Here is a 13373-nt window from a genome sequence, read left to right as displayed (position 1 = left end):
AGGTCGGATGGAGCTCAGGTGCCAGCAACGGGGAGCGGCGCCACGGCGGGCAGGAAGCGGCGCGACAGCAACCGGACGGCCGCGTAGGTGAGGTAGCCCACCGGCCCCAACATGAAGGTCAGCAGCAGGCACGGCACGACGAGCAGGTGCGGGATGCCTCGGCGCTGGGCATCGGCGAGCACCACCCGGCCCACCATGAAGTCGAACGCGAGGTAGTGAATCCACCCCGCCAGCAGCATCCCGGGACGCTGGAGCGCGGCGCCGATGTGCTCCAGCGTGTCGAACTCCCGCAGCAGGCCCGGCAGGTGGGGCGCGACCAGCATCAGGTACAGCACCCCGATGCCCAGCGGCAGCGCGTCGCTCTCCACCAGCCAGCGCGTGAAGCGGGACCGGGGCGCCAGCACCATCGACAGCCATCCCACCAGCACCGGGACATTCAGGATCTTCAGGATCAGCTCTTCGTTCACGGGGCTCCCTCGGTGTCGCGCGCGGACGGCTCACCGCCGCGTCAGATGTTGCCAATGTAAACACCAAAGTAACCACCGTCAACATCTTCAGTAGGCACCGTCAACATCCACGCGGACGAAGGCCGGCCGGGCTCGAGTCATTGGGCTCCAGGCGGACGGGCGGTGCACTGGCGCCCCCGAGCCACTTCACGCAAGCTGCGCCCCGTCATGAAGCATCTGTTGGGGCGATTGGCGGCGGAGGTCCGGGCGACGGCGGGAGGCCTGCCTCCCACGTACTGGTTCCTGTGGACGGGCACGCTGGTGAACCGGCTGGGCTCCTTCGTGGTGCCCTTCCTGGCGCTGTACCTGACGCGCGAGCGCGGCTTCCGGGTGGAGGAGGCCGGGCTGGTGGTGTCCCTGCACGGCGCGGGCGGCGTGCTGTCGGGGCTGGTGGGTGGGACGCTGGCGGACCGCGTGGGCCGGAGGAAGACGCTGCTGGCGGGGTTGTGGCTGGGCGCGGCGGCGATGCTGTCGCTGGGATTCTCCCGAGCCACCTGGCTCATCTGCACGTCGGCCTTCCTGCTGGGCCTGCTGGGCGAGCTGTACCGGCCGGCGGTGTCCGCGGCCATCGCGGACGTGGTGCCGCCCGAGGACCGTGCCCGCGCCTACGGCCTGCTGTACTGGGTGGTGAACGTGGGCTTCTCCATCGCCCTGCCGTTGGCGGGACTGGCCTCGCGCTTCGGCTTCGCCACCCTCTTCGTGGCGGACGCCTGCACCTCCTTCCTCTATGGCGTGCTCGTCTGGTGGAAGGTGCCGGAGACGCGCCCCGCCGTCCCCACCGGGCAGGCCGACCCCTCGCACGGGCCGCCCTCGCTGGCGCCCTTCCGGGACACGGTGTTCCTCGCCTTCGCTCTCCCCATCCTCCTCACCTCCATCGTCTTCACCCAGAGCAATGTGACGCTGCCCATGGACCTGACGTCGCACGGCATGTCGCCGGCCACCTTCGGGACGGTGCTGGGGATGAATGGCGTCCTCATCGTGCTGCTACAGCCCTTCGCCGGCCGGGCCCTGGGGACGATGCGGCGCGCCAAGGCGCTCGCCTGGGCCTCGGCGCTGACGGGGCTGGGCTTCGGGCTGCATGGGCTCGGCGCGGACGTGGGGCTGGCGACGCTCGCGGTGGTGGTGTGGACACTGGGGGAGATCGCCCAGTCGCCGGTGGCCTCGGCGGTGGTCGCGGACCTGGCTCCTCCCGAGCAGCGCGGCGCCTACCAGGGCGCCTATTTCATGCTGTGGGCCCTGTCCTCCTGCATCGCCCCCACGCTCGGCTCGTGGGTGCTGGGACACCACGGCCCGGTGGCCCTGTGGAGCGGCTGCCTCGCGCTGGGACTGTTCGCCGCCGGGTGGCACCTGTCCGCCGCCGATGCCCGCCGCCGCCGCATGGACATGCTGCGCCTCACCCGCTCCGGGGTGAGTGCCGCGCTGGACTGAGGCCGGGGTGACGCGTTACCGGGGGCGCCGGAAGCCGTACACCCACGCCGCCGCCGCGCCGAGCGCCGGTAGCACCACGGTGAGCGTGAGCACGCCGAACACGGCATCGTTCACGGGCTCGCCGGTGGCATCCACTCCGGCCACGCGCAGCCACGCCTTCACGGCGGTGACGGCCCAGTTGGCGAAGTTGGCGATGATGAAGGCCCACGCCAGGCGCCGCTGCCCCGTGGGGCCGTAGCTCAGCATCGGCAGCGTCCAGGCCACCCCGAGCAGCAGGAAGGTCCCCAGCAGCGCGTTGAGGTGCGAGGCGAGCGCGGCATGAGGATCCGCGGGCACCTTCCCCGTCATGGCCGCGGCGACATAGCCGCCGGTGAGCAGGCCCAGCAGCAGGAGCCACGCGCCAGCATGTGCCATCAGACGCGCGGCGGGCAGGGGAGCCGGGGTGGAGACGGGAGCGGGAAGGGACTCCTCGCTCGGAGGCACGGGGCGCGGGGCGGTCGTCATGAAGGCCCCCACTCTAGCGATGAAGCAGGCGGGCGGACGAGGTCCCCGGGTCCTCGCCGGGCTCGCGGCCTTGTATCGAGCCGGCGGACCTCGAAGCGGCTGTCTGGCCGCCTGCTCGCAATCCGGGAATAAGCATGAGAGCACTCACTCCTGCCCCCCTGGACAGGAACCGCCCATGCCGTTCCCGCGGCTCCGTTGGAGCCTCCTGCTTGCCCTCGTGTGCCTGCTCGTTCCCGGTCTCGCGCCCGGCTCGGACGCGACACGCAAACGGGTGAAGCCTCCGCCAAGGAAACTCGTCACACTCCCAGGTGGCGAGTCGCTGCGCCACGACGCCGCGGCCGCCTTCCTGCGGATGTCCGTCTCGGCCCGCGCCGAGGGCATCGGACTCTGGGTGAGCAGCGGTTACCGCACCCGCTGGCAGCAGCGCTTGCTGTACGAGCGCTACCGCCTGGGTCTCGGCCCTCGTGCGGCGCGTCCCGGCCAATCCAACCACCAGCGCGGCCTCGCGGTGGACGTGGCCGTGGGGGACGAGGACACCCCCACGTATCGCTGGCTCGCGGCCAACGCGTGCCTCCATGGTTTCCGGCGCACGGTGCCCTCGGAGCCATGGCACTGGGAGTACCGGCCCCGCACCACCCGCCCGCCCCCCGTGGACACCGACTGCCTGGGCCAGCCCCTGCCACCGAAAGAGCCGGCACGGGCGAACTCCTCGTCCTGAGCTGACGGCGGGACATCCGGCGCAAGTGCCCGCTATCGAGCACTCACCCCGCTCCCGCATGTCCGCCCTGCTCCAAGAGACCGGGAGTGCTCGCTATCGAGCACCTCCAATGTCCTGCCGTATCATTTCGGCACCCGGGTAGGAGGCAGAAGGCGGCGGCCATCACCAACGTGGGCGGACTGTCCATGACCGCCCTCCTCCTCACAGCCCTGCTCTGGCACGCCGGCATTCCCGCCAGAGCAACGTTGGCACAGACCCCACCGGGCGCCGCGAAGCAACAACCGCAGCCCCCTTCGGGGATGCCACCGGCCGCGCCTCCCGCCGTGACGCCCCCCTACCAGCCCGAGGTCTCCGACCCGATGCTGGCCCCCATCCCTCCGGCTCCGGTGCAGGTGCGCTCCTGGGACGAAGCGCTCGCCCTGCTGCGCCAGAACTCCACCGACCTGCGCACCGCGCTCGCCCAGGTGGAGTCCGCCACGGGCCAGCGACGCGTGGCGCTCTCCGGACTGCTGCCCAACCTCAGCGGCTCCCTCTCCGTGCAGTACAACGTGCTCAACCCGAGCGTGACGCCCTTCCTCGGAGGAGGAATCGGCGGCGGCACGGGAGGCGGTGTCACGGGGGGAACGGGCAACCTCGCGACCACCTCGCCTCTGGGCACGGGCGTACTGACAGCATCGCTGCCCCTGTTCGACCTGCACGCCATCCAGTCGCTGCGCGCGGCGAACTCCTCGCGCCGGGCCTCCGAGCTGTCGCTGGGGGAGACGCGGCGCCAGCTCACCGCGGCGCTGGCCCGGGCACTGGCACGCGTGGCCTCCGCCGAGCGGCTCGCCGAGGTGAACCGCGTCAACCTGCGCTCGGCCCTGGAGCGGCTGGCGCTCACCCAGCGGCGGCTGGAGCTGGGCGCGGGCACGCAACTGGACGTCATCCGCCTGCAACAGGACTCGGAGACGGCGCGCGCGGCGGTGGTGTCCGGGGATGAGACGCTGCGTCAGGCGCGCGATTCGCTGGGGCTCGTGCTGGGCCTGGAGAAACCGGTGGGACTGGCGCGCGACGTGTCCCTGGAGCCGATGCTGCAACGCGGCCGGGAGGAGTGCCGAAGGTTGGAGAACGTGGGGGCACGACCGGACCTGGCGGCCTCACGAGCGCGGCAGGAGGCGGCCGAGCGCTCCGTATCGGCGGCGCTGGCGCAGTACTGGCCCACGCTGGATGCACAGAGCACCACGCTGGCCCTCACGGTGACCCCGGGCTTCGCGCAAGTCCCCGTGTGGAACATCGGCGCGGTGCTCACCATCCCCTTCTTCACGGGCGGCGCAAACGAGGGCCTCGTGGAGCAGGCGCGGGCCCAGGAGGAGACGGCGCGCCAGGACGTGGTGTCGCGGCAGCGCGCGGCGTCGGTGGAGGTACAGCAGACGCGGCGTGCGGTGGAGGTGGCGCGGGCGGAGCACGAAATCGCCATCCGGGCGCGAGAGCTCGCGGCGGAGAACGACCGGCTCACCCGCCGCTCCTTCGAGGTGGGCACCGGGACGAGCCAGGACCTGGTGGTGTCGGCGGCGGCGCTGCGTCAAACGGAGCTGAACCTGGTGGTGCGCGAGTTCCAGTTGTCCCAGGCGCGAATCGAGGAATACCTCGCGGAGGCGGCATGCGACTGGTGAGGCAGGGCGTATGGGGTGCGTGGCTCGCGGCCCTGGTGCTGGCCGGGTGTCACAGCTCGAAGGAAAAGCAGGGTCCGCCGCAGGGTGGACCCGGTGCCGGACAGGCGATGCCGGTGGAGGTGCTGGAGCTGCGGCCGGGCCCGGTGCGGGAGACGGGGGAGTACCTGGGGACGCTCATCTCCCGCCGCAGTATCACCGTCTTTCCGCAGGTGGCCGGCTACGTCCAACGCATCGTGGTGAAGCCCGGCGATCGGGTGAAACAGGGCCAGTTGTTGCTGGAGGTGGACCCGAGGCGCGAGCGCGCGGGCGTGCAGAGCGCCCAGGCCCAACGCAACTCGGCACTGGCCCAGCGGCAATACGCCCTGAGCACCCGCAAGCGCGCCGAGGAACTGCTGCGCGAGGGACTCATGAGCCGCCAGGACTACGAGCAGGCGGTGGCCCAAGCCGCGGCGGCCGAGGCCAGTGCACGCGCGGCGGAGGCCCAGCTGGAGGCCCAGCGGGTGCAACTCGGCTACTACCTGGTGCAGGCGCCCTTCGACGGCGTGGTGGGCGACATTCCCGTGAAGAGGGGCGACTACGTCACCTCGCAGACGGCACTGACGAACGTGGACCAGAGCCGGGCGCTGGAGGTGTCCGTGCAGGTGCCACCGGAGCGCGCCTCGGAGGTGGAGGTGGGACGCACGCCGGTGGAGGTGCTGGACACCGAGGGCAAGTTGGTGGTGAGCGCGCCCGTCTTCTTCGTGGCCCCCACGCCGGACCCGCGCACGCAGCTGGTGGAGGTGAAGGCCGCCTTCGACAACACGGTGGGGCTGCGCGCCGGCATGGTGGTGCACGCCCGGGTGGTCTACGACACGCGCGAGTCGCTGCGGCTGCCCTCGTTCGCGGCGATGCAGCAGAGCAGCCAGTTCTTCGCCATGGTGGCGGCGCAGGGAGACGCAGGCACCACCATCGCGCAGCGCCGGCCGGTGAAGCTGGGGGAGCTCCAGGACAACTACTATGAGGTGCTGGGAGGCCTGGACGCGGGGACGCCGGTCATCGTCGGGTCGCTGCAGCAGTTGAGGGATGGCCAACCCATCCAGCCCAAGCCGGTGCGGCAACTCCCAGGTGAGGAACAGGGCGTGGGAGGTGCCGGGGACGCGGGCACGGGTGGCACCAGGGACGCGGGCACGGGCCCGAACGGAGGCAGGTGAGAGCCCATGTTCTCCGATCTCTTCATCCGCCGGCCCATCCTCGCCAGCGTCATCTCCATCCTCATCACGCTGGTGGGGGCCATCTCCATCCCCAACCTCCCCGTCGAGCAGTACCCCAACCTCGCCGCGCCCCAGGTGACGGTGACGGCCACGTACATCGGCGCCTCCGCCGAGGTGGTGGAGAGCTCGGTGACGACGGTGTTGGAGCGCCAGCTCAACGGCCTGGAGGGCATGCGTTACATGTCCTCCACCAGCAGCAACAACGGCACCAGCACCATCATCGTCACCTTCGAGCCCGAACGAGACCTGGACGTCGCCGCGGTGGACGTGCAGAACCGGGTGGCCACCGCCGCGGCACGGCTGCCCGCCGATGTGAATGCCCAGGGCATCACCATCAACAAGACGCAGTCACAGTTGCTCATGGCCTTCGGGCTGTTCGAACCGGGGGGACACTACGACACGGGCTTCATCAGCAACTACGCGGACGTCTACATCCGGGACGCGCTCCTGCGGGTGAAGGGCGTGGGCGACGTGCGCATCTTCGGCGAGCGCCGCTTCGCCATGCGGCTGTGGTTGGATCCTCCGGCGCTGGCGAGCCGGCGCCTCACGACCCAGGATGTGGTGAATGCCCTGCGCGAGCAGAACGTGCAGGTGGCCGCGGGCCAGGTGGGTCAGCCGCCCGCGGCCCCGGGACAGACGTATCAGATCAACGTGCAGGTGCTCGGCCGGCTGTCCACGCCGGAGCAGTTCGGGGACATCGTCGTGCAGCGTGGCCAGGACGGCTCGCTGGTGCGCGTCAAGGACGTGGGCCGGGTGGAGCTGGGAGCGGAGAACTACAGCCAGCTCTTGCGCTTCAACGGGCGCGAGGCGGTGGGCCTGGGCATCTTCCAGCTCCCCGGCTCCAACGCGCTGGACGTGCGCAAGGCGGTCATCGCCGAGCTGGAGCGGCTCAAGGGTGACTTCCCGCCGGGCCTCACCTACCAGCTGGCCTTCGACACCACGGCGGCGGTGAAGGAGTCCATCGACGAGGTGCTGCACACGCTGATGGAAGCCATCGTGCTGGTCATCTTCGTGGTGTTCATCTTCCTGCACGGCTGGCGCAGCATCCTCGTGGTGGCCACGACGCTGCCGGTGTCCCTGGTGGGCACCTTCGCCTTCGTCAGTGCGTTCGGCTTCTCGCTCAATACCCTGACGCTGTTCGGCCTGACGCTCGCCACGGGCCTGGTGGTGGACGACGCCATCGTGGTCATCGAGAACGTCGAGCGCGTCATGAACGAGGAGGACGTGCCCTCGCGCGAGGCGACGCACCGGAGCATGAAACAGGTGGGAGGCGCGGTGGTGGCCACGGCGCTGGTGCTCTCCGCGGTGTTCGTCCCAGTGTCCTTCTTTCCGGGCACCACGGGCTCCATCTACCGGCAGTTCGCGCTCACCCTCGCCTTCTCCATCAGCCTGTCGGCCCTGGTGGCCCTCACGCTGTCACCCGCGCTGTGTGCCCGGCTGCTGCGCCCGCACGAGGGCCAGAAGTGGCGCGTCTTCCGACTGGTGGACGAGGGCATGGACCGCTTCAAGCGCGGCTATGCGCGCTTCCTGGGCTGGCTGCTCAGGCCCACCTTCCGGTGGGTGGTGCTGGGAGTCTTCCTGGTGTTCCTGGGCATCACCGCGTTGCTCTACAGCGTGACGCCCACGGGCTTCATCCCCGACGAGGACCAGGGCTACATCATCATCGCCGTCCAGGGTCCGGAGGGCACGTCGCTGGACTACACGCAGCGGGTGCTGCTGCAGGCGGAGCAGGTGCTGCGCAAACAGCCGGAGACGAAGGACATCTTCACCGTGGGCGGCTTCTCGGTGCTGGGCACCGGCGCCAACTACGGCATCCTCTTCATCAACCTCACCCCCTGGGGCGAGCGCAAGAAGCCGGAGCAGAGCGTGGCGGGGCTGGTGAACCGGCTGCGGGGGCCGTTCGCCGCCCTCCCGGGAGCACAGGTGCTGCCCTTCCAGCCCCCCACCATCCGCGGCGTGGGCAGCGTGGGCGGCTTCGAGTTCGTCCTGGAGGATCAGCAGGGCACCCACTCGCTGGACGAGCTGGCGGCGGCGACGCAGCAGCTCCTGCAGCGGGGCAACCACTCCCCTCAGCTGCGCGGCGTCTTCTCCGCCTATAACGCGAGCACTCCGCTGCTGAACGTGTCGGTGGACCGGGAGAAGGCCAAGGGGCTCGGCGTGTCGCTGGACACGCTCTACTCCACGCTGCAGGTCTACATGGGCAGCCAGTACGTCAACGACTTCACCTTCGCCAACCGCGTCTACCGCGTCTACGTGCAGGCGGCCACGCCCTTCCGCAGCGAGCCCCGGGACATCTCCGCCTTCTACGTGCGCTCGGCGCAGGGAGACATGGTTCCACTGGAGAACCTCGTGAAGGTGCAGCCCGTCACCACCGCGCAGAACATCCAGCACTACAACCTGTTCCGCTCGGCCACCATCAACGGCCAGGGCGCGCCCGGCGTCAGCACGGGACAGGCGCTCGAGGCCATGGAGGCCGTCGCCCGTCAGGGCCTGCCGGCCGGCTTCACCTTCGAGTGGACGGGCCTGTCGCTCGAGCAGAAGCAGGCGGCGGGCAAGGTGCTGCTCATCTTCGCCCTGGGCATCATCTTCGTCTTCCTGGTGCTGTCGGCGCAGTACGAGAGCTTCGCCCTGCCCTTCGTCATCATGCTGGCGGTGCCGGTGGCCATGCTGGGAGCGCTGGCCCTGCAGAACCTGCGCGGACTGGCCAACGACGTCTTCTGCCAGGTGGGACTGGTGATGCTCGTGGGCCTGGCCAGCAAGAACGCGGTGCTCATCGTGGAGTTCGCCGAGCAGCTGCGCCGTCAGGGCAGGAGCGTGGTGGACGCGGCCATCCAGGCGGCGGACACGCGGCTGCGTCCCATCCTGATGACGTCCTTCGCCTTCCTGCTGGGGGTGCTGCCCCTGGTGCTGGCCACGGGCGCGGGCGCCGCCTCGCGCAAGTCGCTGGGCACGGCGGTGTTCGGCGGCATGCTGCTGTCCACCTTCGTCAACCTCATCTTCATCCCCGTGCTGTACACGCTGGTGGAGACGGCGCGCACGAAGCTGCTCAAGCGTCACGAGCAGGGGACACCTCCGCCCTCGGCACCCGGCGGTGATGGGCAGACGCCGCACCCGGCCTGAGGCCCGCGGGCACAGGGCGCACGCCTCCCTCGGGTCGAAGAACGCCTCGAGTTCTGGAATGTCCTGTTACAGTCAGGACAAGCTCGAGGCGTCCTTGAAATGGAGTGAAGCATGCTGGTGATTCGGGAAGAGCAGCGCACGGTTCTTCGTCGGCAGTTGCTCGCACCTTTTCACCTGAACCTCTTCCATCATCTGCGGATGGCGTTCCACCAGCAGACCGAACGGATGTCGGACCCGGAACTCAAAGAGCTCATCTGGTCGGGGATGGAGAAGGCATGTGCCTACGGGGTCTCGAAGGAGGCGGACGTGGCACGATTCATCGAGTACATGGCCTGCTACGGCACGCACTTCGAGACGGGCCCGGAGTCCGACCTGGTCGGGACCATTCTGCGCTCTGTCCGCATGGATGGCACGGCGAAGATGGCCGCGATCGACGATTTCAATGAGAGGAACATGCGTCCCTCGAGGAGCGAGCTCCTCTCCTCCAACCTGAAGCGACTCGGTGAGCGGGCATGATCGGGTACATCGTGGAAAACATCGTTGGGGGTCTGCTGCTCCTCGGTGTGGACGGACGGAACTACATCGCTCCAGGGGTGCACGGGCCCATGAACCCCCCCAACACTCCCCTGGAATTCGACGTGACGCCGGACGGTCGAGCCACGAATCTCCGCTGGGTATTCTCCAACCAGCGAGACATCCAGAATCCAGACACCCAGACCTGCACCCAGACGCAGCCGATATTCCCCGGAGGTTTCGAGGGCACATCGGACCTGCGCGTGAGACTTCCCCAACCCGTTTTCATTCCTGTGTTTCAACAGTCGACCTGGGAACCGCCGCCACAGAACCCACCGCCGCTCCAAGAAGAGTTGCAGGAGGAATCCCACTCGTTTCAGGAAGTGGTTTCATCACGGACGACGCAGGGGCAGGCACTGGTGCCCCCTGTGACGCCCCCTCGGCCCGCGAACACGAACTGGCTCGACTGGTGGGACAGCCTTGCCCAGGCGTGGAAGGAGGGGCAATGGAGCCAATGGCGTAACAAGCCTCGCGACTCCAGGGCACAGAGAGTCAAACTGGAGGGCAGGAGTCAATCGCAATCCCTCACAGCATCCATCTACCAGGGGCCGATGATCCTCGTGGCCATGCCCGCGAAGTCCGCGCTCAAGTTCCTCAAGCAGGCAGGGGAGCCGCTATCCAGCCATTACAACAAGCTCTCGGCGTCTCTCGTGTACCCCGCGAAGGGAAGCTCCACCAGGCTCTACAGCGGGCATGACGACAACTACCCTGTGGCGCTGGTGCTCGCCGTCCCCGCGGATGCATTGCTCCTGGCCTGCATACAGGACATCGACAGCCCCACGATCAATGATGGCGTGGGTATCGACGAGTTTCTCGATTGCACGAATCAAATCCGCGGCTACTGCGACAGCATCCGCATGCTCTACAGAAAGGTCCATGAACTGTCGCTTCAACTGGACCCCCCCCAACTCCTGTCGAAAAGGACTCTGTTCGAGTGGTCGAGCATCTACACGAGCGACGATACAAGCGCTCGAGCTCGAGCCGAGCGAGAGCATCTCAAGAAGGAGGCCGGGTCCCTGCTGGGGCTGAACCTCCAGAACAAGCACCATGTGAAGTTCCTGGAAACCGAGCCCCTCATCGTCCTGATGGACTTGTACACGAGGGTCCAGCGCCAACCAGCACTCCGCGATCATCTCCAACAGAATTACGAGCCCCTGTTCGAAGAGTCAGCCAGAACCCCGGTCCTGGAGAAGCTCCGCTCGATGCTCGAGGAATGCCAGAAAAAATATCAGCATTTCCACAGCGAAATGGAGCGCATGGAGGTCGAGAACCACACGCTCAAGAGCCTCCCGAGCTACTTCCAGTCCATGAAGCGCCCCGGGCTCTTCGCCTCGATGACACAGGGCCACAACGAGATGCTCATTGCGCTCGACAAGGGGGATGTCGAGATCAGGGGGATCGCACTCGTGGTGGAGGACGATCTCGACGAGGTGGACCCCGATTCCGAGCTGGTGCTCCCCGTCGAGGAGAAGGCGCCAAAGCAGAGCGGAATGGAGCTGGAGGACGAGGACGATTACGAGAATGCGACCGAGGAAGATTCCACCGAAGAGATGGACGGTGACGTGTTCGACGTGGTCAAGAAAGCACGGCAACACAACCTGGACATCTTCCTGGTCGCGATGGAATAGCCAGAGGACACACCCTGGTCGCGGGGTCTTGACCCCGGCCGCAGCCGAGGTGATGCCCAGACCCGGACGCCGCAGCCCTTCGCGGCCCATCCCGAGTGGCAGCGGGTGCGGGCCGTGGCACGACCTGAAAAAAAAACAGCGGCGGGCGATCCCTCTGGCGGAGGATCGCCCGCCGCGCACCACAGCGGACCGTCAGAGGAGGAGGAGTTGACGGCCCCGTGTAGCGGTGTAGGGCCCTCTAGAGCACTCCCCATGCCAGGAGCCAACCCCTTGATATGACTGGGCGCCCATGAGCCGACCCGGTGCGTCAGGACTCCACTTCATTTGCCGAGAATGTAAAGTTATCTGACAAATACGCCCAAATCCCCTGGAGTTCCAATGACCTGCACCACGCCGACAGGCATGTCTCCAAATCGGACATTTTTGTCCTGGTTCAGGACAATCTGATGCCCTCCTGGGCGGTGGGCCCGGGCTGCCGCAGCGAGAGCGCCGCCCGGGGTGGACCCGCGCAGGGAACGTACAGCCGCCCGCCTGCATATCGGAACGACTGCCCGGAGAAACCCCGAGCAGTCCAGGCCTGTCACCCGAGCAGCGCCCACGCAGGGCAGCGGGCCGGTCAGGCGCGAGGACCTCGGGCCCTGTCACTGTCACTTCCCGGTGATAAGGAAGGATCTGCCCAACCTCGAGGCATCTTGTGGTCCGCTCCGCCAAGCACATCGAGAATGTCCGCTACGCCATCCGCAACGTCGTGGCCGAGGCCAGCCGCCTCGAAGCCCAGGGACGGCAGATCCTCTACCTGAACATCGGAGACCCGCTGAAGTTCGACTTCCGGACTCCGCCGCACCTGATTGAAGCGGTCCACCGGGCCATGCGGGACGGCCACAATGGCTACGCGCCCTCGGCGGGAGTCCCCGCGGCACGCGAGTCCATCGCCCGCGAGGCCTGGCGCCACGGAAGCCCCGGCGTCACTCCCTCGGACGTGGTGGTCACCACCGGCGCCAGCGAGGCGCTCGAGCTGGCCCTCACGGCGCTGCTCGAGCCCGGTGAGCGCGTGCTCCTGCCCTGCCCCGGCTATCCGCTCTACAACGCGCTCATGGCCAAGCTGAGCGCCCAAGGCGTGCCCTACTCGCTCGACGAGGAGCACGGCTGGTCGTTGGACCTGGATGAGATCGACGCGCTGTGCACCCCCGACACCCGCGCCATCCTGCTGTGCAATCCCAACAACCCCACCGGTGCGGTGCTCGACCGGAAGGTGCTGGAGGGGCTGCTGGAGATCGCCCGGCGACGCAAGCTGGTGGTGCTGTCGGATGAGATCTACGACAAGCTCATCTACGACAAGCCACACGTGCCCACGGCGTCGCTCGCGACGGACGTGCCCATCATCACCTTCAGCGGCATGTCCAAGGCGTACCTCGCCTGTGGCTGGCGGGTGGGGTGGCTCGTCTTCAACAACGCGCACCTGATGCCGGAGCTCAAGAACGCGGTGATGCGGCTGGCGGACGCGCGGCTGTGTGGACCGGCGCCGCAGCAGTACGCCATCCAGCCCGCGCTGGACGGGCCGCAGGACCACATCCCGGAGATGATGAAGCAGCTGCGCTCACGGCGAGACCTGATGGTGCGCCGCATCAACGCCATCCCCGGCCTGTCCGTGGTGGAGCCCGCCGCCGCGTTCTACGCCATGCCCCGCCTCCAGCTGCCCGGCGTGACGAACGACGAGCAGTTCGTGCTGTCGCTGCTGCGGGAGACCGGCGTGCTCTTCGTGCACGGCAGCGGCTTCGGACAGAAGGCCGGCACGGCCCACTTCCGGGTGGTGTTCCTCCCACCGGAGGAGATCCTCACCGCCGCCTTCAACCGCCTGGAGGCGTTCGTCCGCGAGCACTACCCGCTGTAGCTGGGACGCTCGTGCCATCCCACGGTGAGTGGCACCTGCGCCGCTCACCTGTCCGGAGGATGACCGGGGGATTGCTCGGGACGGGCACCGGGACAGCGGCCGC

At 68.3% G+C, this 13373-nt stretch carries 10 protein-coding genes; 8 read left to right on the top strand and 2 right to left on the bottom strand.

All coding sequences use genetic code 11. From position 1 onward, the window contains the following. Positions 1–14: 14 nt before the first annotated feature. Positions 15–467 (bottom strand): ABA4-like family protein, encoded by a 453-nt coding sequence (locus tag DAT35_RS21965; RefSeq protein ID WP_108069064.1) that lies wholly within the window; start codon positions 465–467, stop codon positions 15–17. 207 nt (positions 468–674) lie between these two features. On the opposite strand from DAT35_RS21965, the gene DAT35_RS21960 reads away from it, so the two are divergent. Next, a complete protein-coding gene (locus DAT35_RS21960; protein WP_108069063.1) occupies positions 675–1934 on the top strand; it encodes an MFS transporter in 1260 nt (419 codons plus the stop codon). Between the two features lie 15 nt (positions 1935–1949). On the opposite strand, the gene DAT35_RS21955 is transcribed toward DAT35_RS21960, so the two are convergent. Beyond that, a complete protein-coding gene (locus DAT35_RS21955) occupies positions 1950–2438 on the bottom strand; it encodes a hypothetical protein (RefSeq protein ID WP_233261632.1) in 489 nt (162 codons plus the stop codon). Positions 2439–2613: 175 nt separating this feature from the next. Here DAT35_RS21955 and DAT35_RS21950 point away from each other — a divergent pair, with 175 nt between their 5' ends. The 7 genes from DAT35_RS21950 to DAT35_RS21920 all read left to right on the top strand — a co-directional run bounded on the left by DAT35_RS21950 (position 2614) and on the right by DAT35_RS21920 (position 13270). Further along, positions 2614–3156, top strand: coding sequence for a D-alanyl-D-alanine carboxypeptidase family protein (locus DAT35_RS21950; protein ID WP_108069062.1), 543 nt, complete (start codon positions 2614–2616; stop codon positions 3154–3156). A 185-nt stretch (positions 3157–3341) separates the two neighbouring features. After that, positions 3342–4808, top strand: a complete 1467-nt coding sequence (locus DAT35_RS21945) for a TolC family protein (protein ID WP_108069306.1) — start codon at positions 3342–3344, stop codon at positions 4806–4808. Further along, positions 4796–5998, top strand: a complete 1203-nt coding sequence (locus DAT35_RS21940; protein WP_108069061.1) for an efflux RND transporter periplasmic adaptor subunit — start codon at positions 4796–4798, stop codon at positions 5996–5998. Before DAT35_RS21945 ends, DAT35_RS21940 begins: the two co-directional genes overlap by 13 nt. A 6-nt stretch (positions 5999–6004) precedes the next feature. After that, positions 6005–9178: an efflux RND transporter permease subunit gene (locus tag DAT35_RS21935; protein ID WP_108069060.1), complete on the top strand. Its 3174-nt coding sequence runs from the start codon at positions 6005–6007 to the stop codon at positions 9176–9178. Between the two features lie 111 nt (positions 9179–9289). Beyond that, complete coding sequence (locus tag DAT35_RS21930; protein ID WP_108069059.1) at positions 9290–9694, top strand: hypothetical protein; 405 nt, start codon at positions 9290–9292, stop codon at positions 9692–9694. Continuing rightward, positions 9691–11379, top strand: coding sequence for a hypothetical protein (locus DAT35_RS21925; RefSeq protein WP_108069058.1), 1689 nt, complete (start codon positions 9691–9693; stop codon positions 11377–11379). The genes DAT35_RS21930 and DAT35_RS21925 overlap by 4 nt, the downstream gene beginning before the upstream one ends. Before the next feature lie 694 nt (positions 11380–12073). Continuing rightward, positions 12074–13270, top strand: a complete 1197-nt coding sequence (locus DAT35_RS21920; protein ID WP_108069057.1) for an aminotransferase class I/II-fold pyridoxal phosphate-dependent enzyme — start codon at positions 12074–12076, stop codon at positions 13268–13270. The last annotated feature ends 103 nt before the right edge of the window (positions 13271–13373 follow it).

The sequence above is a fragment of the Vitiosangium sp. GDMCC 1.1324 genome, assembly GCF_003044305.1.
In the GTDB taxonomy this organism is placed as follows: Bacteria; Myxococcota; Myxococcia; order Myxococcales; family Myxococcaceae; genus Archangium.
The sequence above is the reverse complement of the archived record's forward strand: the minus strand, read 5'-3'. Positions and strand labels throughout refer to the sequence as shown.

Bases quoted from the DNA above. Each gene is read 5' to 3' on its own strand.
- DAT35_RS21960 (WP_108069063.1), top strand. From the start codon at position 675: ATGAAGCATCTGTTGGGGCGATTGGCGGCGGAGGTCCGGGCGACGGCG.
- DAT35_RS21955 (WP_233261632.1), bottom strand. From the start codon at position 2,438: ATGACGACCGCCCCGCGCCCCGTGCCTCCGAGCGAGGAGTCCCTTCCC.
- DAT35_RS21950 (WP_108069062.1), top strand. From the start codon at position 2,614: ATGCCGTTCCCGCGGCTCCGTTGGAGCCTCCTGCTTGCCCTCGTGTGC.
- DAT35_RS21945 (WP_108069306.1), top strand. From the start codon at position 3,342: ATGACCGCCCTCCTCCTCACAGCCCTGCTCTGGCACGCCGGCATTCCC.
- DAT35_RS21940 (WP_108069061.1), top strand. From the start codon at position 4,796: ATGCGACTGGTGAGGCAGGGCGTATGGGGTGCGTGGCTCGCGGCCCTG.
- DAT35_RS21935 (WP_108069060.1), top strand. From the start codon at position 6,005: ATGTTCTCCGATCTCTTCATCCGCCGGCCCATCCTCGCCAGCGTCATC.
- DAT35_RS21930 (WP_108069059.1), top strand. From the start codon at position 9,290: ATGCTGGTGATTCGGGAAGAGCAGCGCACGGTTCTTCGTCGGCAGTTG.
- DAT35_RS21925 (WP_108069058.1), top strand. From the start codon at position 9,691: ATGATCGGGTACATCGTGGAAAACATCGTTGGGGGTCTGCTGCTCCTC.